18 protein-coding genes and 1 tRNA gene are annotated in these 18,633 nt (G+C 65.1%); 12 read left to right on the forward strand and 7 right to left on the reverse strand.

What is annotated here, in order from left to right; all coding sequences use genetic code 11:
- Window positions 1-2: 2 nt before the first annotated feature.
- Complete coding sequence (locus V6M89_RS25840) at window positions 3-806, forward strand: AraC family transcriptional regulator (protein ID WP_332855893.1); 804 nt, start codon at window positions 3-5, stop codon at window positions 804-806.
- Here V6M89_RS25840 and V6M89_RS25845 read toward each other — a convergent pair.
- Together V6M89_RS25845 and V6M89_RS25850 are read right to left on the reverse strand one after the other, a co-directional pair.
- Window positions 803-2,296: a HAMP domain-containing sensor histidine kinase gene (locus tag V6M89_RS25845; RefSeq protein ID WP_332855894.1), complete on the reverse strand. Its 1,494-nt coding sequence runs from the start codon at window positions 2,294-2,296 to the stop codon at window positions 803-805. The two genes, V6M89_RS25840 and V6M89_RS25845, sit on opposite strands and share 4 nt — an antisense overlap.
- Window positions 2,293-3,009, reverse strand: coding sequence for a response regulator transcription factor (locus V6M89_RS25850; protein WP_332855895.1), 717 nt, complete (start codon window positions 3,007-3,009; stop codon window positions 2,293-2,295). The genes V6M89_RS25845 and V6M89_RS25850 overlap by 4 nt, the downstream gene beginning before the upstream one ends.
- A gap of 151 nt (window positions 3,010-3,160) precedes the next feature.
- Here V6M89_RS25850 and msrB point away from each other — a divergent pair, with 151 nt between their 5' ends.
- The 8 genes from msrB to V6M89_RS25890 are packed head-to-tail and all read left to right on the forward strand — an operon-like array spanning window position 3,161 to window position 9,941.
- Complete coding sequence (gene msrB, locus V6M89_RS25855; protein WP_332855896.1) at window positions 3,161-3,655, forward strand: peptide-methionine (R)-S-oxide reductase MsrB; 495 nt, start codon at window positions 3,161-3,163, stop codon at window positions 3,653-3,655.
- Window positions 3,656-3,670: 15 nt separating this feature from the next.
- On the forward strand, window positions 3,671-5,593 hold the full coding sequence (locus tag V6M89_RS25860; protein ID WP_332855897.1) for a cytochrome c biogenesis protein DipZ: 1,923 nt from the start codon (window positions 3,671-3,673) through the stop codon (window positions 5,591-5,593).
- A gap of 15 nt (window positions 5,594-5,608) precedes the next feature.
- The gene (msrA, locus tag V6M89_RS25865) at window positions 5,609-6,322 is read left to right on the forward strand and encodes a peptide-methionine (S)-S-oxide reductase MsrA (RefSeq protein ID WP_332855898.1); all 714 of its coding nucleotides are present in this window, start codon (window positions 5,609-5,611) and stop codon (window positions 6,320-6,322) included.
- Between the two features lie 35 nt (window positions 6,323-6,357).
- Complete coding sequence (locus tag V6M89_RS25870) at window positions 6,358-7,407, forward strand: ABC transporter substrate-binding protein (RefSeq protein ID WP_332855899.1); 1,050 nt, start codon at window positions 6,358-6,360, stop codon at window positions 7,405-7,407.
- Window positions 7,408-7,427: 20 nt separating this feature from the next.
- A complete protein-coding gene (locus tag V6M89_RS25875) occupies window positions 7,428-7,994 on the forward strand; it encodes an SCO family protein (RefSeq protein WP_332855900.1) in 567 nt (188 codons plus the stop codon).
- Window positions 7,991-8,449 carry a cupredoxin domain-containing protein gene (locus V6M89_RS25880; RefSeq protein WP_332855901.1) on the forward strand — a complete coding sequence of 153 codons (459 nt, stop codon included), beginning with the start codon at window positions 7,991-7,993 and terminating at the stop codon, window positions 8,447-8,449. Before V6M89_RS25875 ends, V6M89_RS25880 begins: the two co-directional genes overlap by 4 nt.
- A 9-nt stretch (window positions 8,450-8,458) precedes the next feature.
- On the forward strand, window positions 8,459-9,217 hold the full coding sequence (locus V6M89_RS25885) for an ABC transporter permease (protein WP_332855902.1): 759 nt from the start codon (window positions 8,459-8,461) through the stop codon (window positions 9,215-9,217).
- Window positions 9,207-9,941: an ABC transporter ATP-binding protein gene (locus V6M89_RS25890; protein WP_116988200.1), complete on the forward strand. Its 735-nt coding sequence runs from the start codon at window positions 9,207-9,209 to the stop codon at window positions 9,939-9,941. The genes V6M89_RS25885 and V6M89_RS25890 overlap by 11 nt, the downstream gene beginning before the upstream one ends.
- On the opposite strand, the gene V6M89_RS25895 is transcribed toward V6M89_RS25890, so the two are convergent.
- The 4 genes from V6M89_RS25895 to earP all read right to left on the reverse strand — a co-directional run bounded on the left by V6M89_RS25895 (window position 9,934) and on the right by earP (window position 14,719).
- Window positions 9,934-10,950, reverse strand: a complete 1,017-nt coding sequence (locus tag V6M89_RS25895; protein ID WP_332855903.1) for an alpha/beta fold hydrolase — start codon at window positions 10,948-10,950, stop codon at window positions 9,934-9,936. The two genes, V6M89_RS25890 and V6M89_RS25895, sit on opposite strands and share 8 nt — an antisense overlap.
- A gap of 106 nt (window positions 10,951-11,056) precedes the next feature.
- Window positions 11,057-12,664, reverse strand: coding sequence for an amidase (locus V6M89_RS25900; RefSeq protein WP_332855904.1), 1,608 nt, complete (start codon window positions 12,662-12,664; stop codon window positions 11,057-11,059).
- 192 nt (window positions 12,665-12,856) lie between these two features.
- Window positions 12,857-13,432, reverse strand: coding sequence for an elongation factor P (locus V6M89_RS25905; protein ID WP_116988197.1), 576 nt, complete (start codon window positions 13,430-13,432; stop codon window positions 12,857-12,859).
- A 132-nt stretch (window positions 13,433-13,564) separates the two neighbouring features.
- The gene (earP, locus tag V6M89_RS25910) at window positions 13,565-14,719 is read right to left on the reverse strand and encodes an elongation factor P maturation arginine rhamnosyltransferase EarP (protein ID WP_332855905.1); all 1,155 of its coding nucleotides are present in this window, start codon (window positions 14,717-14,719) and stop codon (window positions 13,565-13,567) included.
- Between the two features lie 163 nt (window positions 14,720-14,882).
- Here earP and V6M89_RS25915 point away from each other — a divergent pair, with 163 nt between their 5' ends.
- From V6M89_RS25915 to V6M89_RS25925, 3 genes are all read left to right on the forward strand, one after another.
- The gene (locus tag V6M89_RS25915; RefSeq protein ID WP_332855906.1) at window positions 14,883-16,073 is read left to right on the forward strand and encodes a hypothetical protein; all 1,191 of its coding nucleotides are present in this window, start codon (window positions 14,883-14,885) and stop codon (window positions 16,071-16,073) included.
- A gap of 93 nt (window positions 16,074-16,166) precedes the next feature.
- Window positions 16,167-16,460, forward strand: coding sequence for a hypothetical protein (locus V6M89_RS25920; RefSeq protein WP_332855907.1), 294 nt, complete (start codon window positions 16,167-16,169; stop codon window positions 16,458-16,460).
- Window positions 16,461-16,471: 11 nt separating this feature from the next.
- A complete protein-coding gene (locus V6M89_RS25925) occupies window positions 16,472-18,502 on the forward strand; it encodes a S8 family serine peptidase (RefSeq protein ID WP_332855908.1) in 2,031 nt (676 codons plus the stop codon).
- A gap of 55 nt (window positions 18,503-18,557) precedes the next feature.
- Here V6M89_RS25925 and V6M89_RS25930 read toward each other — a convergent pair.
- A tRNA-Glu gene (locus tag V6M89_RS25930) sits at window positions 18,558-18,633 on the reverse strand.

Genomic DNA, 18,633 nt, shown 5'->3' on the forward strand with positions numbered 1-18,633 from the left:
CAATGAAAGCTCTCCAACGCAGCAGCGACCATCGCGATTACCAGCGCGTGCCACGCGTGGTCACGGCGATGGCGCGCGACGAGGTGCATGGCGTGTCGGTGACACCGCACAGCCACGAACGCGCGCAGCTGCTGTATGCCACCGAAGGTCTGATGAAGGTGAAGACCGACTTCGGCGTGTGGATACTGCCGCCGCGCCGCGCGCTGTTCATCCCGCCCGGCGTGGTGCATCAATGGACCTCGCTGAGCCGCGTGACGATGCGGACCATCTACATCGAAGCCGTGACGGCGCAGGCTTTCGGCGACGCCTGCCGCGTGATCGAAGTCAGCCCGCTGCTGCGCGAGCTGATACTGTCGCTGCTGGATGAGCCGATCGAATATCCGCTGCCCGGCCGTGGCGAACACCTGGCGATGCTGATCCTGTCCGAGCTGGCGGCGGCGGAGACGGTGCCGATCGCAATCCCCTGGCCGCGCGACCGGCGCCTGCTGGCCGTGTGCGAAGCCATCGTCGACGATCCTGGCAGCCCGCGCACCATCGAGGACTGGGCCGCCGAAGCCGGCGCCAGCGCGCGCACCTTGATACGCCTGTTCCCAAAAGAGACCGGGCTGCATTACCGCCAGTGGGTGCAGCAGGTGCATCTGGCCGAGGCCTTCGGCCGGCTGGAGCGCGGCGACAGCGTGGGCGAGATCGCTGCGGCGCTGGGCTATGCCAGTCCGAGCGCGTTCAGCGCGATGTTCCGCCGCATACTCGGCAAGACGCCGCAGCACTATCTGAACAGCTGGCGCGCGCCTTTGCAGCCAGCTTAAGCCATCGCCAGCGCAAAGCGGAATACGGCGCCGCGTTGCGGCATGCGGACCAATTCGATGGTGCTGTCGTGCAGTTGCAGGATACGGCTGACGATCAGCAGGCCCAGCCCCCCTTCCCTGTGTTCGCCACGTAGCGCGAACGGACGGCGGAACAGCACATCCTCCATATCCACCGGGATGCCAGGTCCTGTATCGCTGACGGTGATGCGAACCTGATCTTGCCCCCCCGGCCCCACCGTGATCTCCACCGTGCCGCCAGCCGGCGTATGGCGGATCGCGTTGTCGAACAAATTGGTCAGCACGCGCTCGATCATGCCCAGGTCCGCGCGCACCATCGGTGCAGGATGGGGCAGCACGGCGTTCAGGTGCAGCTGTTTTTCCTCGGCGCGCAATTCGAATTTCTGGAACACGTCCTGTATCAAATCGCTGAGCGAGAAGGCCTCAATCTCCGGCGCCACCGCGCCATGCTCCAGGCGTGCCAGCTCGAACAAGGCCTGCGCCAGGCGTCCCACCTTGCGGCTCTGCGCCAGCGCGATGCCGAGGTAGTGCTGGCGGCCCGCCGCATCCAGCGTTTCGTCCTTCAGCGACAAGGTCTCCAGGTAGCCGTGCAGCGAGCCAAGCGGCGTGCGCAGGTCGTGCGATATGTTCGCCACCACCTCGCGGCGTTCGTGATCCAGCTGGCGCATGGTCTGCCATTGCTCGTTGATGCGCTCAGCCATCTCGCCGTAGGTGCGCTCCAGGATCGCGATCTCGTCGCGCCGCCCGCCGGCGTTGGGCGGCGGTAGCACCAGCTGCTCGGCCTTGGTGTCGAGCTGGCGCATGGTCGCGGTCAGGCGATGCAATGGCCGCGTGATCAGGCGGAAGGCAACCAGGCCGGCCAGCAAGCCTAGCAAGGCCACGATCGCCATCGACCACAAGGTTGTGCGCAACACCGAGCTGGCGGTTGCGCGGGCGGCGAGACGGTCATGCTCCTCGCTTTGCAGGATGACGTAGATGTAGCCGACCTTGCGCTCGTCCATGCGCAGCACGGCCGCGCTGAAGACCTTGCGGCCGCTGTCGCTGCGCGGATCGTCGCCCTGGATCGGCAAGGGCTGGTTGTCCAGCAGGCGGCGGATGGGTTCAAGGTTCACATGATCGCGTTTCAGATGGCCGGCCGGCGCGGCGTGGCCGACGATGCGGCCGTCCATGTCCAGCAGGTAGACTTCGACGTTGGGATTGACCACCATCAGTTGGCCGAACAGGCGGCGTACGGCTTCGGGGCCCAGGCCTTCGCTGGCTGGAACGCCGGACGCCGGCGCGGGATCGCTGTTCGCGTGCATCAGCTGCGCGTCGAGTGCGATGCTGCGCGCCAGTCCGCGTGACAGGCCTTGCACCACTTCCTTCTCATGCATGATGTTGGCGCGGATCTGCAACCATGCGGACGCGCCGCAGCAAGCCAGCAGCAGCACCGAGAACACCAGCGACAGCCGCTGCGATAAGCTCAGGTTCATTCCGCAGGCCCGCCGTTGGCAAAGCGGTAGCCCTTGCCCCACACGGTCAGGATGCGGGCCGGGTCGGCGGGATCGGCTTCGATCTTGGCGCGCAGGCGGTTGATGTGGGTGTTGACCGTGTGTTCGTAGCCGTCGTGCTGGTAGCCCCACACCTGGTTGAGCAGGTCCAGCCGCGAGAACACTTTTTCCGGATGCTTGACAAAGAAGTACAGCAGGTCGAATTCGCGCGGCGTCAGGTCCAGCGCGCGGCCTTCGACCTGGGCCTGCCGGGTCAGCGGATCGAGGCGCACGCCGTTCAGCTCCAATGCGCCGGATTCGTTGCGCTGGTTGCGGGCCATGGCGTCGGCACGGCGCAGCAGCGCCTTGACGCGGGCCACCAGCTCCAGCACCGAGAATGGCTTGACCAGGTAATCGTCCGCGCCCAGCTCCAGGCCGAGGATGCGGTGCACTTCGCTGGAGCGGGCGCTGGTGATGATGATGGGCGTGTAAGTCGCCATCGCCCGCGCCTGGCGGCAGATCTCCAGGCCGTCCACGCCGGGCAGCATCAGGTCGAGGATCAGCGCATCCCAGCCGCCGGTGCGCAGCTGGGCCAGGCCCTGGTTGCCGTCGGCGCAGTGGGTGACCTGATAGCCTTCATCCTGCAAATGCAGGCGCAGCAAATCGGCGATAGGCATATCATCCTCAACGATCAGGACGCGTTTTGGTAAATCCATAGTCAGTCGGGCCGGGTAAAAGTCTGGATGCCGCCATTGTGCGGGATTCCTGCCTTGGAAAGTATCACATTTAATTGAAGTTTACGTGAGGATTTCGCCAGCCCTTCCCGGCCACAATGGCTGCATCGACATTCCACTTTATGGAGTTCCCATGACTTCCAGACGCAAATTTCTCCTGACTAGCGGCGCCGCCCTGATGGCAGGCGCCGCAGCTTTAAAATGGCGCGCCGCCCACGCCGCTCCGGCTCCGGCCTGGGAAGTAAGCCACACGGACGCCGAATGGCGCGCCCTGCTCTCGCCCGCGCAGTATGAGATTCTGCGGCGCGGCGGCACGGAGCGGCCGTTCAGCAGCCCGCTCTACAAGGAGCATCGGGCCGGTAAATTCTTCTGTGCCGGCTGCCAGAATCCCTTGTTCTCGTCCGCGACCAAGTTCGATAGCGGCACCGGCTGGCCCAGTTTCTGGAAGCCGCTGGAACGCGGCGTCTACACCAGCCGCACGACGTCGCTGGGTTTCCGTGGCGCGGAAGTACAGTGCCGCCGCTGCGGCGGGCATCTGGGCGATGTGTTCGACGACGGCCCGGAACCGACCGGCCTGCGTTATTGCATCGACGGTCTGGCGCTGACTTTCACGCCCGGCGCTGCTTGACGGAGGTTGAACATCATGTTGCTGATACTTCTTGCTTATCTGGGCGGCGCGCTGACCATTCTCAGTCCGTGCATTTTGCCGGTGCTGCCGTTTGTGTTTGCGCGCACGGGCCAGCCGTTTGTGCGCAGCGGCCTGCCGATGCTGGCAGGGATGGCGCTGACCTTTGCGCTGGTGGCGACGCTGGCGGCGGTCGGCGGTGGCTGGGTGGTACAGGCTAACCAATATGGCCGCTGGCTGGCGATGGCGCTGATGGCGTTCTTCGGTCTGACTTTGATGCTGCCGCATCTGGCGGATCGCTTGACCAAGCCGTTGGTGGCGCTGGGCGACAAGCTGTCCAGCAAGGCACAGGCGTCGGATGCCGCGGCTGGCGATGGCGCTTGGTCCGGAGCGCGGGCGTCGTTCCTGCTCGGGATTGCGACCGGTCTGCTGTGGGCGCCCTGCGCCGGCCCTGTACTCGGCCTGGTGCTGACCGGCGCGGCGCTGAACGGCGCCAGTGCCGGGACTACGCTGCTGCTGTTGGCCTATGCGGCGGGCGCGGCGACTTCGTTGGCGTTGGCGCTGCTCATCGGTGGTAAGGTCTTCAGTGCGATGAAGCGTTCATTGGGCGCGGGCGAATGGATACGACGCGGCTTGGGCGTGGCCATGCTCGGTGGCGTGGCGGCGATTGCCAGCGGGCTCGATACAGGACTGTTGACAAGGGTGTCGACCGTGGCGACGGCGGGTCTGGAGCAGAAGCTGATCGACAAGCTGTCGCCGCGCGATCCGCAGGGCGACGCGCTGCGCGGCTCCGGCGCGATGATGGCTGGCGGCGCCATGCGCGGCGGCAGTGGCAGCGGCAGCGACGGTGATGGCGCAGACGGCTCGGGCGCCATGATGGCCGGCGGCGCGATGATGTCACGCACGGCGATGACCGGCAAGGGCCCAGCCATGATGGCCATGCACGGCGCGGCGCCGGCCGACGACACGCTGCCGGTGGAAGGCAAGCTGCCACCGCTGACTGGCGCAGTCGACTGGCTGAACTCCGCACCGCTGACCGCAGCCCAGCTGAAAGGCAAGGTAGTGCTGGTCGACTTCTGGACCTACTCCTGCATCAACTGCCTGCGCACCATGCCGTACGTGAAGGCATGGGCGGAAAAATATCGCGACCAGGGCCTGGTGGTGATCGGCGTGCACGCTCCCGAATTCGCCTTCGAACGAGATGTCGGCAACGTCCGCAAGGCGATCAAGGATCTTGGCATCACCTACCCTGTCGCCGTCGACAACGACTACGCCATCTGGCGCGCTTTCGGCAACCAGTACTGGCCGGCGCACTACTTCATCGACGCCAAGGGCCAGATCCGCCATCACCATTTCGGCGAAGGCGAATACGCCCAGTCCGAGCAGGTGATCCAACAGCTGCTGGAAGAAGCGGGCCGCAAGGACGTCGCCAACACCGTGGTCAGCGCGGAAGACGCCAAGGGCGTGCAACAGGCAGCCGACATGGGACAGGTGGCTTCGCCTGAGACCTACCTGGGCTACGAGCGCGCACGGAACTTCGCCTCGCCGGAAGGCCAGGCTGCGGACAAGCCGCGTAGCTACACCGCCCCATCGCAGCCAGCGTTGAATCAATGGGGCCTGGCCGGGAACTGGCTGTCGCAGCCGGACCAGGTCACGCTGAACCAGGGCATGGGCCGTATCGTCTACCGCTTCCACGCGCGCGACCTGCACCTGGTGCTCGGCCCCGGCAAGGACGGCAAACCGGTACGCTTCCGCGTGACGATAGACGGCGCCGCGCCGGGCGCAAGCCACGGCACCGACATCGGCGCCGACGGCAGCGGCACCATCACCGGCCAGCGTTTGTATCAACTGGTGCGGCAGTCCGGCAGCATCGCCGACCGCATCTTCAGCATTGAATTCCTCGATCCCGGCGTGCAAGCCTACGCCTTTACCTTTGGTTGAAACGGAGAGCACATCATGAACAGTATCCTGAAAAATTGGGGCGGCCCAGCGGCGCTGGTCGGCGCGGCCATCTTCGGCGTGGCACTTTGGCAGCAACCGGCGGAATCGGCGGAAGTCGCGGTGGTGATCGCGCCGCCGACTGTCGACGAACCGGCCGGCGCCGGGCATGCGGCCACCGCTATCTTTGCCGGCGGCTGCTTCTGGGGCGTGCAGGGCGTGTTCCAGCACGTGAAGGGCGTCAGCAACGCCGTCTCAGGCTACGCCGGCGGCGACAGCCGCAGCGCCAACTACGACGCCGTCAGCGGCGGCGATACCGGCCATGCAGAAAGCGTGAAGATCACCTACGATCCGGCGCAGGTCAGCTACGGCAAGCTGCTGCAGATCTTCTTCTCGGTGGCGCACAATCCGACGGAGCTCAATCGCCAGGGGCCGGACAGCGGCACGCAATACCGCTCGGCGATCTTCCCGCAAACGCCGGCGCAGCGCAGCGTGGCGGAAAAGTACATCGCCCAGCTGGATGCCTCGCGCGTGTTCAAGAAGCCGCTGGCGACCAGGATCGAAATGGACAAGGCGTTCTACCCGGCCGAGACCTATCACCAGAACTTCCTGACGCTGCACCCCAGCCACCCGTACATCGCCTTCAACGACCTGCCGAAGGTCGAGAACCTGAAGCGTATCGCGCCGGATGTGTATCGCGCCGATCCGGTGCTGGTCCGCAAGGGGCTGTAGTACAATTACAGCAAAATACTATGCGGCCAAGCGCCATGGACACCAGAGACGATCCCTCCCCCGATTCACCGCTGCGCCGCCGCTTGCTGGGCGGCCTGTTGTCCGCTGCAGCACCTGCGCTGCCGCTGATTTTGCCGTCCAGCGCCCGCGCGGCCGATGCGCCTATCCAGGTCGGTGGCCTGCCTGTCACCTGTAATCTGACGCTGCCGGTGGCCTGCATGGCGAAGGCCACCGACGCCGGCAAGCCGGGCGCGCTGCCGCGCGGCTTCGAATACAGCAAATACAACGGCTGGCCCGAAATCAAGGAATCGTTGATGACGGGCCGCATCCAGGCCGCCTACATGCTGGCGCCGCTGGTGATGGACCTTGCCGACAAACGCATCCCGGTCAAGATCGTCTCGTTGGGCCACCGTTCGGGCGCCGTCATCATGGTGCGCACCGATTCGGCCTATAAAAAATTCTCCGACATGCGCGGCAAGCGCATCGCCATACCAAGCCGCTTCGCAGTGGACTTCCTGTTCCTGCGCAAAATGCTGGCGCGCGAGAAGATGACGCCCAAGGACATCGAGATCGTCGAGATGGCGCCGCCGGACATGCCGGCCGCGCTGTACGCCAAGGCGGTGGACGGCTACTGCACCGGCGAACCTTTCGGCGCCGCAGCGCAGCGCGCAGGCTACGCCCGTCCGCTGGCGATGACGCGCGACGAGTGGCGCAACTACATTTGCTGCGTGCTGACGGTACGCGAAGAACTGATCAAGGAAAACCGCCCGCTGGTGCAGGAGTTGGTCAACTACGTGCAGGCTGCCGGCAGCTGGCTCGATTCGACTCCGGTCAGCCGCGAGAAGGCGATCACCATCGCCGCCGGCCGCAAGTACTTCAACCAAGACCCGAACATCCTGCGCTTCGTGATGCAGAACCCGGCCGACCGCGTGACCTACGGCGACCTGCGCATGATACGCGCCGAGTTCGACGAATTGATGCAGCTGTCGATCGAAGCAGGCACCATCAAACACCCCATCGCCTACGAGTCTTATGTGGACGAGAGCTTCGTCAAGGCCATCAAGCCGGTGGCCATCAACATATGAGCAAGTTGAGGATAGCGTTATTGGCGATCGCAATGTCGATCGCCTTCGGTGCGCGAGCCGCCGACACTCTCGGCTTGAAGGCCGGCGTATTCGATCCGCCGCGCATGGCGCCCGACTTCACGGTGCGCGGCTCGGACGGCAAGGACCTGAAACTGAGCCAGTACCGGGGCAAGCTGGTGCTGCTCGAATTCGGCTACACCTCGTGCGTGGATGTTTGCCCGGTGTCGCTGGGGATGCTGGCCGAGGCGCGCCGGCAGATGGGCGCGCAGGCCAGCCAGTTGCAGGTCATCTACGTCACCGTCGATCCCGAGCGCGACACGCCCGAGCGCATGCGGAACTACCTGCGCGCTTTCGATCCGACCTTCATCGGCGCCACCGGCACGCCGCAGCAAATGGCGCGCGTACGCCAGGACTACGGCATCACCGCCACCAAGAAGATGATCGACGGTAGCAAGACCGAATACATCGTCGGCCATTCCTCGTACCTGTACTTCGTCGATCGCAAGGGAAGCTTGCGCGCGTTGCTGCCGTTCGGGCGCACCGCCGCCGACGTGGTGCACGACGCCACGCTGCTGTTGAAGAATTGAGTACGCAGCGTCTACGCAAACCGGCAGTCATCGCGCTGGGCCTTGCCGCCACCGGCGTCGTGGCCCTGTGCGCATGGGCCGCGCTGGCGCCGCTCGCCCTGCCCTCGCGCGACGAGCTGTTTGAAATCCCCAGCGGCACCTGGGCGCGCCGCATGGCCGGCGACAAGGTGGAGATCCTGCCTGCCGAAATCCATCTGACGCAGGGCGCGAACGACGTGCTCCTGCTGCGCAACAAGGACAGCGTGCCGCAGATTTTCGGGCCGGTGCTGATCATGCCGGGCCAGAGCTTCCGGCTGCCGTTCGAAACCGTCTCCGTCAACGACTTCGCCTGCACCGCGCACGCCAGCGGACAAATGCGGGTGGTGGTCGACGCCATGCCAACCGCCGGCTGGCCGCGCCTGAAGTGGCGCGCATTGCGTGCCTGGGCACGCGCACCGCATATGTTCTCAACTTAATTGGACGTTATGGAAAAACTCAAGAAAATCCTGCCGCCGGTGGCGGTGCTGGCCGCGTTGATCGCCGTGTGGTGGATCGTGGTGGTGCAGACCGAGAGCGTGATCTTCCCGACGCCGCTGCAAGTGGTGACCGGCACGCTGGAGCTGGCCGAAGACGGCACGCTGTGGGAGCATATCGGCGCCTCGCTGTTCCGCGTCGGTACCGGCTTCGGGCTGGCGGCGGCGGTGGCGATTCCGCTCGGCCTGTGGATGGGCCGCGTGGATGGCGCCTACACCACGCTCAATCCCATCTTCCAGATCCTGCGGCCGATCTCGCCGATCGCGTGGATACCGCTGGCGATCCTGTGGTTCGGCGTGGGCAACCTGTCGCCGATCTTCCTGATCTTTATCGCCGCCGTGTTCCCGATGATCGTGCAGACCGCATCCGGCGTGCACACCATCGAGCGGCGCTACCTGCGGGCGGCGGAGAACTTCGGCGTCTCCAAGACGACGCTGTTCCGGCAGGTGATCATACCGGCGGTGCTGCCGGAGATTATCATCGGCATGCGCATCGCGCTAGGCGTGGCGTGGCTGGTGGTGGTGGCGGCCGAGATGATCGCGCTGCGTTCCGGCCTGGGCTACCTGATCATGGACTCGCGCAACGCCGGCAACCGCTATGACCTGGTCATCGCCGGCATGATCATCATCGGCATCATCGGCCTGATACTGGACGCGGTGATGCGCAAACTCGAAGGCCTCAAATCGGTAAGGTGGCGCTATGGACGCTAAAATCGTCGTCAACGATATCAAGAAAAACTTCAAGGAGCTGCCGGTGGTCGGCGGCGTCAGCCTGGATGTGAAGGACGGCGAATTCGTCGCCATCGTCGGCCCGTCCGGCTGCGGCAAATCGACGCTGATGAAGATCATCGCCGGCTTCGAGCAGCCCAGCGAGGGCGAGGTGCGCATCGACGGCATGGTGCGGCGCGGGCCCAGTCCCAAGGGCATCGCGATCTCGCAGCATGGCTCGGTGTTCCCGTGGCTGACGGTGCAGCAAAACCTGATGTTCGGCCTGACCGGCAACGGCCATGGCGACAAGTCGGCGCTGGCCGATCACTATGCGGAGATGGTGGGCTTGAAGGGTTTCGAGAACAGCTATCCGCACGAACTGTCGGGCGGCATGCTGAAACGGGTGGAGCTGGCGCGGGCCTTCGTGGTCAAGCCGGAGATCCTGTACATGGACGAGCCCTTCTCCGCGCTGGACGCGTTGATGAACCTGAAGATGCGCACCGAACTGCTGCGCATCCTTTCCGAGGAACGCCACACGGTGATCCTGATTACGCACGATGTGGAGGAAGCGCTGTTCATGGCGGACCGCATCCTGGTGCTGTCGCCGCGGCCGACGCGGATACAGGCGTCGTTCGACGTGCCGCATCCGCATCCGCGCAAGCTGTCCCGTCCCGAGTTCCAGGAGATGAAGGAACAGATCCTGCGCGAACTGGGCGTGACTATTTGACCTGCTTGAGCACTTCCAGCACGGCCTCGGTCACGGCTTCAGGCTTGTCTGCCTGAATCCCGTGGCCGGCGCCGGCCACGATGCGCTGCGTACCGCGCGTGGACAGTGCGGCCATCTGCTTCTGGATCGCGACGTTCTCGTCTTCCATCGCTTTATTCAGCGCGCTTTGCGGCTGGTTCGGCACCGCGTATGGGCTCACGCCGCGCGTCAGCACCACAAGCGGCAGGTCGCCGAGCGGGCGGCGCAAGGCGCGCAGCTGTTCGTCGCTGTCCTTCATCGCATTCCATTCCGCCACCGTGGTGCGCCAGTAGAGCGGCTTGCGCTCCTGCGCCACTACCACTGAGCCAAGCGCAGGGCCGAAGAAAGCCGAAGGATCGCCGATGCAGTTCTTCTGCTGCTGGCTGCCCGCCGCGATACCCTTGCCTTTGCTGGCGGCGGCCAGGCAGTACTGGTTCTGCTGCTCGACCATGCCGTAGATCTGCTTGATCTTCCCCTCGGTGGCTTTATCGAGGCGCGCGGTTTCGTCTTCATGCTGCGCCTCGACCAGCACCAGGCCCTTGACCTCGTCCGGATAGCGGTAGGTGTAGACCTGCACGTTGGCGCCGCCGAGCGAATTGCCAACCAGGATATACGGCGGCTTGACGTCGGCGCCGGCCAGTAGCTTGTGCAGATCCTCGGCCACGTTTTCGGAAGTGTTAGGGCGCGTGGCCGGATCGCTGAAGCCGAAGCCGGCGCGGTCGAACACGCAGGCGCGCGTGTGCTTGGCCACTTCCGGCTGCACCTTGAACCACGCCCAACCGGCGTCGCCCGACGGCGAGTCGAACAACACGGTGGTGGCGCCCTCGCCGCTGCAATGCAGATTCATCTTGCGGCCGCCGACATCGATCAACTGCTGCGGCTTGGCAAACGCGCGGCCGCCATCGCTCTTCACGGCGGAAGCCGCCAATACCGGGGAAACCGCGGCGGCGGCCAGCGCCAGCAGTGCAAAACGGAACAAAGGTTGGGTCATTCAGTTCATCCTTAAATGGGAAAAATCCGGGGTCAGGTCCCCCATTAGAGCATGAGGTCGGCTGTTCAACCGCACTCATGCTCTAATGGGGGACCTGACCCCGGGTTTAGCGGACGGCGAGGGAGACGCTGGCGGGGAACTGCGGGGCGCGGCGGTGTAGCGTCGCCTGTTCGTAGGAGTAGGCCATGCGGATCAGCGAGGCTTCGCTGTAGGCGGCGCCGACGAAGGACAAGCCTACCGGCAGGCCGTGTACATACCCCGCCGGCACCGTGATGTGCGGGTAGCCCGCCACCGCCGCCGGCGACGAGAAGCTGCCGCCGAAATGGTCGCCGTTGATGAAGTCGGTCAGCCAGGCGGGGCCGCCGGTCGGCGCCACCAGGGCGTCGAGCTGGTGCTCGCGCATCACCTGGTCGATGCCTTCGGCGCGCGAGTAGCGATGGTTGTTGGCCAGCGCGTCGCGGTAGGCCGGCGTGTCGAGATCGCCCTTGGCTTGCGCGCGCTCCAGGTATTCCTGGCCGAAGTACGGCAGCTCCTGCTGGTGGTTCTTCTGGTTGAAGGCGATGACGTCGGCCATGTTGGACACCGGCGCGTGCGGCGCGTACTCCTTCAGGTAGGCAGCCAGGTCGGCCTTGAATTCGTACAGCAGCACTTCGGTCTCGCTGTCGCCGTATTTGCCGACGTTGGGGACTTCGGTGTCGACCAGGATCGCGCCCTGCGCCTTCAGGTCCAGCAGCGCTTTTTCGATCACCGCGTCCAGCTCGTCGTTGGTGCCGAAGAAGTTGCGGGCCACGCCGATGCGCTTGCCCTTCAAGCCGCCCTTCTCCAGCGCGGCGCGGTAGTCGCCCGCCTTGCCGGCCCCCTCCTGCGTGACCGGATCCTTCGCATCGACGCCGGTCATCGCGGCCAGCATCAGGGCGGCGTCGGCGACGCTGCGCGCCATCGGTCCGGCCGTGTCCTGCGAGTGGGCGATCGGGATGATGCCGCTGCGGCTGACCAGCCCCAGCGTCGGCTTGATGCCGACCAGGCCGCAGATCGAAGCGGGCGAGACGATCGAACCGTCGGTCTCGGTGCCGACCGCCAGCGTGGCAAGGCCGGCGGCAATCGCCGCGCCCGAGCCGGAGCTGGAGCCGCTGCAATTGCGGTCCAGCGAATATGGATTAAGCGTCAGTCCGCCGCGCCCGCTCCAGCCGCTGACCGAATGCGTCGAGCGCATATTGGCCCATTCGCTCAGGTTGGTCTTGCCGATGATGACGGCGCCGGCCGCGCGCAACTGGGCGGCGACATGGGCGTCGCGCGCGGCGCGGATGCCGTTCAGCGCCAGCGAGCCTGCGGTGGTGCTCATGCGGTCGCCGGTGGCGATGTTGTCTTTGAGGAGGACGGGGATGCCGTGCAGCGGGCCGCGCACGCGCTTGAGGTTGCGCTCGCGGTCCATGTCCAGCGCGATCTTCAGCGCTTCGGGATTGATTTCGATGATGGCGTTGAGGCGGGGGCCGGCTTTGTCGATGGTCTTGATGCGGGCCAGGTATTGCGAGGTCAGCGAGTGCGAGGTCAGCTTGCCGGCCTCCATCATCTGCTGCTGTTCCCAGACGCCGGCATCGAGGATGCCGCCAGGACCGTGCTTGGACGCCGCACCCGCCGGCGCCGCCAGCACCCGGTTGCTGCCCGCAATGGCCCCTGCGGCCACGCCGATACGAACGAATTCCCTGCGATCCATGCCATCCTCGTGAGTGGTTTGAACTGATCACCAATGCGCACTATTTGTTGCGTCGCATAAATATATCAGCGTGTTGCCACCTACACCACAGAAATTATTACAAATCAGCAAATAATTACTAACTTCCAATAAAAAAAGCACGCCGGCATGTGTTTAACATGCGCTGGCGTGCTTTTTTAGCACTAAAACCGATTAGTTACGAACGATACGCTTGTATTCGTTGGTACGGGTGTCGATTTCGATGACGTCGTCCTGGCTCACGAACAGCGGCACTTGCACGGTGTGGCGGTGGGCTTCGATGGCGTTTTCGATCTTGGCTTCTTTCAGGACGTTGCCCGAAGTGTTGCCTTTAACCGCAGGCTCCGAGTACACGACCTGGCGTGCGATGGTGGTTGGCAGTTCAACCGAGATCGCTTTGCCGTCGTAGAACACGGCTTCGCATTCCATACCGTCTTTCAGGTAGTTCAGCGCTTCGCCCAGGTTTTCTTCTTCGATTTCGTATTGCTCGTAGTCGGTGTCCATGAACACGTACAGCGGATCAGCGAAGTACGAGTAGGTCACTGGCTTCTTGTCCAGAACGACTACGTCGAACTTGTCGTCGCCGCGGAACACGTTTTCCATTGGGGTGTTGGTCAGAAGATTCTTCATCTTCCATTTGTACGTGAAGCCCGTGCGGCTCGAACCGTTGACGTCGGAGCGCAGAACGATCATAGGCTTGCTGTCAACCATGATGATGTTGCCAACACGAATTTCTTTTGCAGGTTTCATAGAGAGTGTACGTAAAAAGTAGGTTGCGTAAAAATCATCTGTCGCCAGGCTGAACGCCCAAAGCTCACGGTTGATCGGGTAAAAATGCGCTAGAGATTAACCCGGCATTATACCTTGTTTTTCCCGCACCGCCTATCTCAGCGTGGCGGCGAACGCCATCAGATTGGCGGCCAGGTCGCCGTTGGCCAGCATTTGCGCCTGCCACTCGCCAGCGCGCGCCTGCATGGCCGGCATCTGCTGCGCGAAGGCTAGCCACAGCGCCTGCCAGCCGCTGCCCTCGCCCGCCGTCGGCGCGCCGTTCCAGCGCAGCGAAAATTCGGCCAGCGCATCGAGTTCGACGGCGTAGCGCTGCAGGAAGGCGCGCAGCTTTTTGTGATGCAGGTCTTCGTCCTGCGGATAGATGTGCCAGACGAAGGGCTTGCCGGCCCACTGCGCGCGCACGAAGGAATCCTCGCCGCGCACGAAGTTCAGGTCGCAGGCCCACAGCAACTTGTCGTAGTCCGGCTGCGGCACGAAGGGCAGCACGCGCAGCGTCAGCGCGCCGTCGGTGGCGCTGACGCCGGCCTTGGCCTCAGTACCGAGGAAGGCTTGCACCGTCTCGGCCGCCACGCCTTCCGGCACCAGGCAGGTGACGGCCTGGTCGCCCTGGCGCCAGACATCCAGCAGCGCCGAGACCGGCGCGTGCGGGTAGCAGAACAGCGAGACCTTGGTGGCCGCCATCTCAGCCGGCGTGACGCCGAAGCGCGCCAGGAACTCCGCCATCGCCGCCGGCGAGGACTGGAACTGGCGGCGCTGCTCATCGAGCTCCACTTCGCGCAGCAGGCCGCCGGTTTTGTCGGTGAAGCCGGGGAAGAAGAAGTGCTTGGTCAGCGGCAGGCGCGGATGCGGCGACGTCAAGCGATGGCAGCCTTCGACCCACTCCTCCGCCGTCAGGCCTTCCAGGTTGAACCACACCGGACGCGGCTCGCACTGCGCCATCGCTTCGATGTAGCCGGGCGGGATGTCGACCGCGAAAAATTCGATGACGATGTCGGCCACGTCGGCCGGCGTGTAGACGCCGTCCTGGTCGCGCCAGTGGCGCACCTGCACGCCATCGAGTTGCTGGTCGTCGGCGGCGGTATCGACCTCGGGGCAGATGCGGCGGAAGCTGGCCAGGTCGTCGACCCACAGCGTGACGTTGATGTAGTGCTCGCGCCGCAACTGGCGCGCAAGACGCCAGCAGATGCCGATGTCGCCGTAGTTGTCGACGACGCGGCAGAACAGATCGAGGCGGCGAAATTTTTTCATGATGAGTCGGGAAAACGTGAGGCTGGATGATACCTGATTAACCTGCGAGGGCCACCAAGAATACCAAAACTTCCGCTCACTGACCCGGTCAAATCCCTTCCAGCGCAGGTCCACGCGGTAGGCAGACAGCGCTGGCTAATAGCAACCACAACAAGGAGATGTCATGAACGAGTATCAACAGTACTATGCACAACAACTAGCACCGCAACAACTGGGCGACTTGGCACCGCAAGGTTTCTTCGGCGGCTTGCTGGGCGCACCGCTGGGTGGCCTGATCGGTCGCGGCATCGGCGGGCTGTTCGGCAATTCCCGTCTCGGCGGCCAGATCGGCCAGGCGGCCGGCGGCATCGGCGGCTCCTTCCTCCCACTGGGCGTCGACCCGGTGACTGCCGCCTACGCACAACAAGCACAACAACAGCAACTGCAGCAGCTACAACAGGCCCAGCTCGCACCACAGGGCTGGTTTGGCAACATCATCAAGAGCGTGGCGCAACCACTGGGCGGCGCCATCGGCGGCGCTTTCGGTAACGCCGGCCTGGGCAACACCATCGGCGGCATCGCCGGCCAACTGGGCGGCATGCTGCCGTTCGCGGCCGATCCGGTGCAGCAAGCCTATGCCCAGCAAGCAGCGCAGCTCCAACAACTACAACAGCTGCAAGCACAAGGCCTGGCTCCACAAGGCTGGTTCGGCAATATCATCAAGAGCGTGGCGCAGCCGCTGGGCGGGATGATAGGCGGCGCCTTCGGCCATCAAGGGCTCGGCAACACCATCGGCGGCATCGCCGGCCACCTGGGCGGCATGCTGCCGTTCGCGGCCGATCCGGTGGCGCAAGCCTATGCACAGCAGGCGGCGCAGCTGCAAGCGCAAGGCCTGGCGCCACAGGGCTTCTTCGGCGACCTGCTGCGCCAGCGCGGCAACACCGGCATCATCAGCCCACCGATCTTCGGCCGGACCGGCATCGGCAGCCCAGGCATCGGCTATCCCGGCCCCAACATCGCCAACATGCTGCCATTCGCCGCCGACCCCGTGTCGCAAGCCTATGCGCAGCAAGCCCAGGACGCGCAGCTGCAACAGCTGCAGGCACAAGGCCTGGCGCCGCAAGGCTGGTTCGGCAACATCATCAAGAGCGTGGCGCAGCCACTGGGCGGCGCGATCGGCGGCGCCTTCGGCAATGCGGGACTGGGCAACACCATCGGCGGCATCGCCGGGCAGCTGGGCGGCATGTTGCCGTTCGGCGTAGATCCGGTGACGGCGGCTTATGCACAGCAACAACAGCAGTTGGCCCAGCTGACGCAGCAGGCACAACTGGCAAACGCCGGCAACGGGCTGTATGGCGGCCAAACCCTGCATTGACCGCGCGCTGAGGCGCTGACCGGACGGCGCCGCCGTCCCTGCCCTCCGACGGCGGCGGCCGCGGAGGGCGCTGCACTTTTCAAGGAGACCCTTATGTTTGAAACCCAAGGCGCGCCAGCCAAGAAGGCCAGGTATCTGATCCATGCCACCGGCGGCGCGCCGCTGGCCGATTTCCTGGCGCTGGCCGACGTCGACCCCGAGATCACGGTGGTCGACGTCATCGGCCCGCGCGACCAGCCACATACGGCGGTCGTGGAAATCAGTCCCGACAAAGCCCGCGTGCTGGAGCTGCATTTCCGCAGCACCGGCACGCCCTCCCACCAATTGACGATAGAACCGGACCAGCCGCTGTCGCTTTTCGACCGCGAGCTGCCCGATCCGATTTGAAAGGAAAGTCCATGCCCAAACCCTCCAACGATGGCGTCTCGTCGTCCCCGGATTCCACGCTTTCCGGCGGCGGCGAAACTGCCAGCTCCACAGAAAACACCGGCCGCTCGGCGCGCAGCTCCAGCAGCAGCTCCGGTCCGGCCTCGACTGCCGGCGACACGACGACCGATGCCGCCGGCGATCCCGGCAGGCGCCCAGCCGACAGCGGCGGCCGCACGGTCGGCGCGCGCAGGAAGCAGTATGTGATCGCGCCGCGCCAGCCGGACGGCTTGCAGGCCTTGAGTTTCCAGCCGCTGCAATTCTCGGCGCTGGAGCAGGCGCTACGCAGCAGCAACGACATCGAAGTGGTCGACACGGTCGGCCCGAAATCCGTGCTTGGCGCACTGGCCGACGGCATGGGCGGCTCGCAAGGCGTGCTGGTGGCGCGCATGACGGAACAGAAAGCCGCCGTGCTGCATCAACAAGGCCAGGGCCGGCTGCTGGTGGAAAATGACCAGCACCTGAACCTGATGGACCCGGCGCTACGCCAGCCGGCCATGGTGACCGGCACGATGTCGGCCAGCGGCGGCCCGGTGCTCAATGCCGTGATCAGCGTGATCGGCAAGGACGGTGCGCCGCAGGCGGAAGCGGAAGTGTCGTTGTTCGGCAGCATGCTGCCGGCCAGCGGCGTGACCGACGCCAACGGCCAGGTCACGCTGTCGTTGTTCGGCGAAACACCGGAATCGGTGCGCGGCCTGTACGTCAAGCCCAAGTCCGACTACTGGAGTTTCTACCAGCGCGACCCCGACATCAGCACCGACGAGGCCAATGTCGTGGCGCTGCGGGCGCTGTCGGACTGGCCGTCGCTGGCAGGCTTCCCGCGCCAGCGCGCCTACGGCTGGGGCCAGAAGGCGATGCGGCTGGATCAGCTGCCCGGCAATTATCGCGGCCAGGGGATCAAGATCGCCATCATCGATTCCGGCGCGGCCACCACCCACGCCAACCTGAAAGGCATCAAGGCCGGCTTCGATGTGCTGAACAAGAAGACCAATCCGGACGGCTGGGACCAGGACACGCTGGGCCACGGCTCGCACTGCGCCGGCGTGATCGCGGCGGCCGACATCGCCTCCGGCATACGCGGCTTCGCGCCGGACGCGGAAGTCCACGCCTGCAAGCTGTTCCCCGGCGGGCAGATCAGCCAGTTGATCGATGCGCTGGAATACTGCATCGACAAGCAGATCGACGTGGTCAACCTGAGCCTGGGCGGGGCCGAAGTGTCGGAAGCGCTGGAGCAGCAGATCGTGCGCGCCAAGCGGGCCGGCATCGCTTGCATCGTCGCGGCCGGCAATTCGGGCGGCGCGGTGCAATACCCCGCCTCGTCGCCGAATGTGCTGGCGGTGGCGGCGGTGGGCAAGCTCGACGAATTCCCGGCCGACAGCTATCACGCGCAGACGCTGGACCAGAATGTCGACGCCTACGGTTATTTCACGGCCAAGTTCAGCTGCTTCGGACCGCAGGTGGCGGTGTGCGCGCCGGGCGTGGCCATCACGTCTTGCGTGCCGCCGAATAATTTCGCGGCCTGGGACGGCACCTCGATGGCGACCCCGCACGTGACCGGCCTGGCGGCGCTGACCTTGGCGCACCACCCGGACTTCCAGTCGCCGCAATACAAGGCGCGCGGGGCCGAGCGGGTCGAGCGGCTGTTCCAGATCATCCGCGCCAGCGCGCACCGGGTCAGCCTGGCCGACCAGAGCCGCACCGGTTTCGGCATGCCGGATGTGCTGGTGGCGGTGGGCTTGCAGACGCAGGCCAACCAGCAGCCGGCACAGGTGGCGCCGCAGCAGGCCAGCGTGATGTCGCCGCTGATGGCGTCGCCGCAGTTGGGCGGTGCGATCGGTGGCGCAATGGGTGGCGCGATGGGCAGCCTGTTGGGCGGCGGCTCGGTCTACGATCCGCTGGACGTGGCGCGGGCGGCGCAGCTGGCCGCCTACGGCACGCAATGGCCGCAGCTGCATATGGGCCGCTTCCCGCTGCCGCAGCCATACAACCCCATCATGTGGTAGCTCCGGAAATGCAAAAAGCCGCACAAGGCGGCTTTTTGCATGCTTACTGCTTGACTGGCGTCCCCAAGGGGATTCGAACCCCTGTACTCACCGTGAAAGGGTGATGTCCTAGGCCTCTAGACGATGGGGAC

Source organism: Duganella sp. S19_KUP01_CR8, assembly GCF_036688705.1.
Taxonomy (GTDB): domain Bacteria; phylum Pseudomonadota; class Gammaproteobacteria; order Burkholderiales; family Burkholderiaceae_D; genus Rugamonas.

Bases quoted from the DNA above. Each gene is read 5' to 3' on its own strand.
- V6M89_RS25840 (WP_332855893.1), top strand. From the start codon at position 3: ATGAAAGCTCTCCAACGCAGCAGCGACCATCGCGATTACCAGCGCGTG.
- V6M89_RS25845 (WP_332855894.1), bottom strand. From the start codon at position 2,296: ATGAACCTGAGCTTATCGCAGCGGCTGTCGCTGGTGTTCTCGGTGCTG.
- V6M89_RS25850 (WP_332855895.1), bottom strand. From the start codon at position 3,009: ATGGATTTACCAAAACGCGTCCTGATCGTTGAGGATGATATGCCTATC.
- msrB (WP_332855896.1), top strand. From the start codon at position 3,161: ATGACTTCCAGACGCAAATTTCTCCTGACTAGCGGCGCCGCCCTGATG.
- V6M89_RS25860 (WP_332855897.1), top strand. From the start codon at position 3,671: ATGTTGCTGATACTTCTTGCTTATCTGGGCGGCGCGCTGACCATTCTC.
- msrA (WP_332855898.1), top strand. From the start codon at position 5,609: ATGAACAGTATCCTGAAAAATTGGGGCGGCCCAGCGGCGCTGGTCGGC.
- V6M89_RS25870 (WP_332855899.1), top strand. From the start codon at position 6,358: ATGGACACCAGAGACGATCCCTCCCCCGATTCACCGCTGCGCCGCCGC.
- V6M89_RS25885 (WP_332855902.1), top strand. From the start codon at position 8,459: ATGGAAAAACTCAAGAAAATCCTGCCGCCGGTGGCGGTGCTGGCCGCG.
- V6M89_RS25890 (WP_116988200.1), top strand. From the start codon at position 9,207: ATGGACGCTAAAATCGTCGTCAACGATATCAAGAAAAACTTCAAGGAG.
- V6M89_RS25895 (WP_332855903.1), bottom strand. From the start codon at position 10,950: ATGACCCAACCTTTGTTCCGTTTTGCACTGCTGGCGCTGGCCGCCGCC.
- V6M89_RS25900 (WP_332855904.1), bottom strand. From the start codon at position 12,664: ATGGATCGCAGGGAATTCGTTCGTATCGGCGTGGCCGCAGGGGCCATT.
- V6M89_RS25905 (WP_116988197.1), bottom strand. From the start codon at position 13,432: ATGAAACCTGCAAAAGAAATTCGTGTTGGCAACATCATCATGGTTGAC.
- earP (WP_332855905.1), bottom strand. From the start codon at position 14,719: ATGAAAAAATTTCGCCGCCTCGATCTGTTCTGCCGCGTCGTCGACAAC.
- V6M89_RS25915 (WP_332855906.1), top strand. From the start codon at position 14,883: ATGAACGAGTATCAACAGTACTATGCACAACAACTAGCACCGCAACAA.
- V6M89_RS25920 (WP_332855907.1), top strand. From the start codon at position 16,167: ATGTTTGAAACCCAAGGCGCGCCAGCCAAGAAGGCCAGGTATCTGATC.
- V6M89_RS25925 (WP_332855908.1), top strand. From the start codon at position 16,472: ATGCCCAAACCCTCCAACGATGGCGTCTCGTCGTCCCCGGATTCCACG.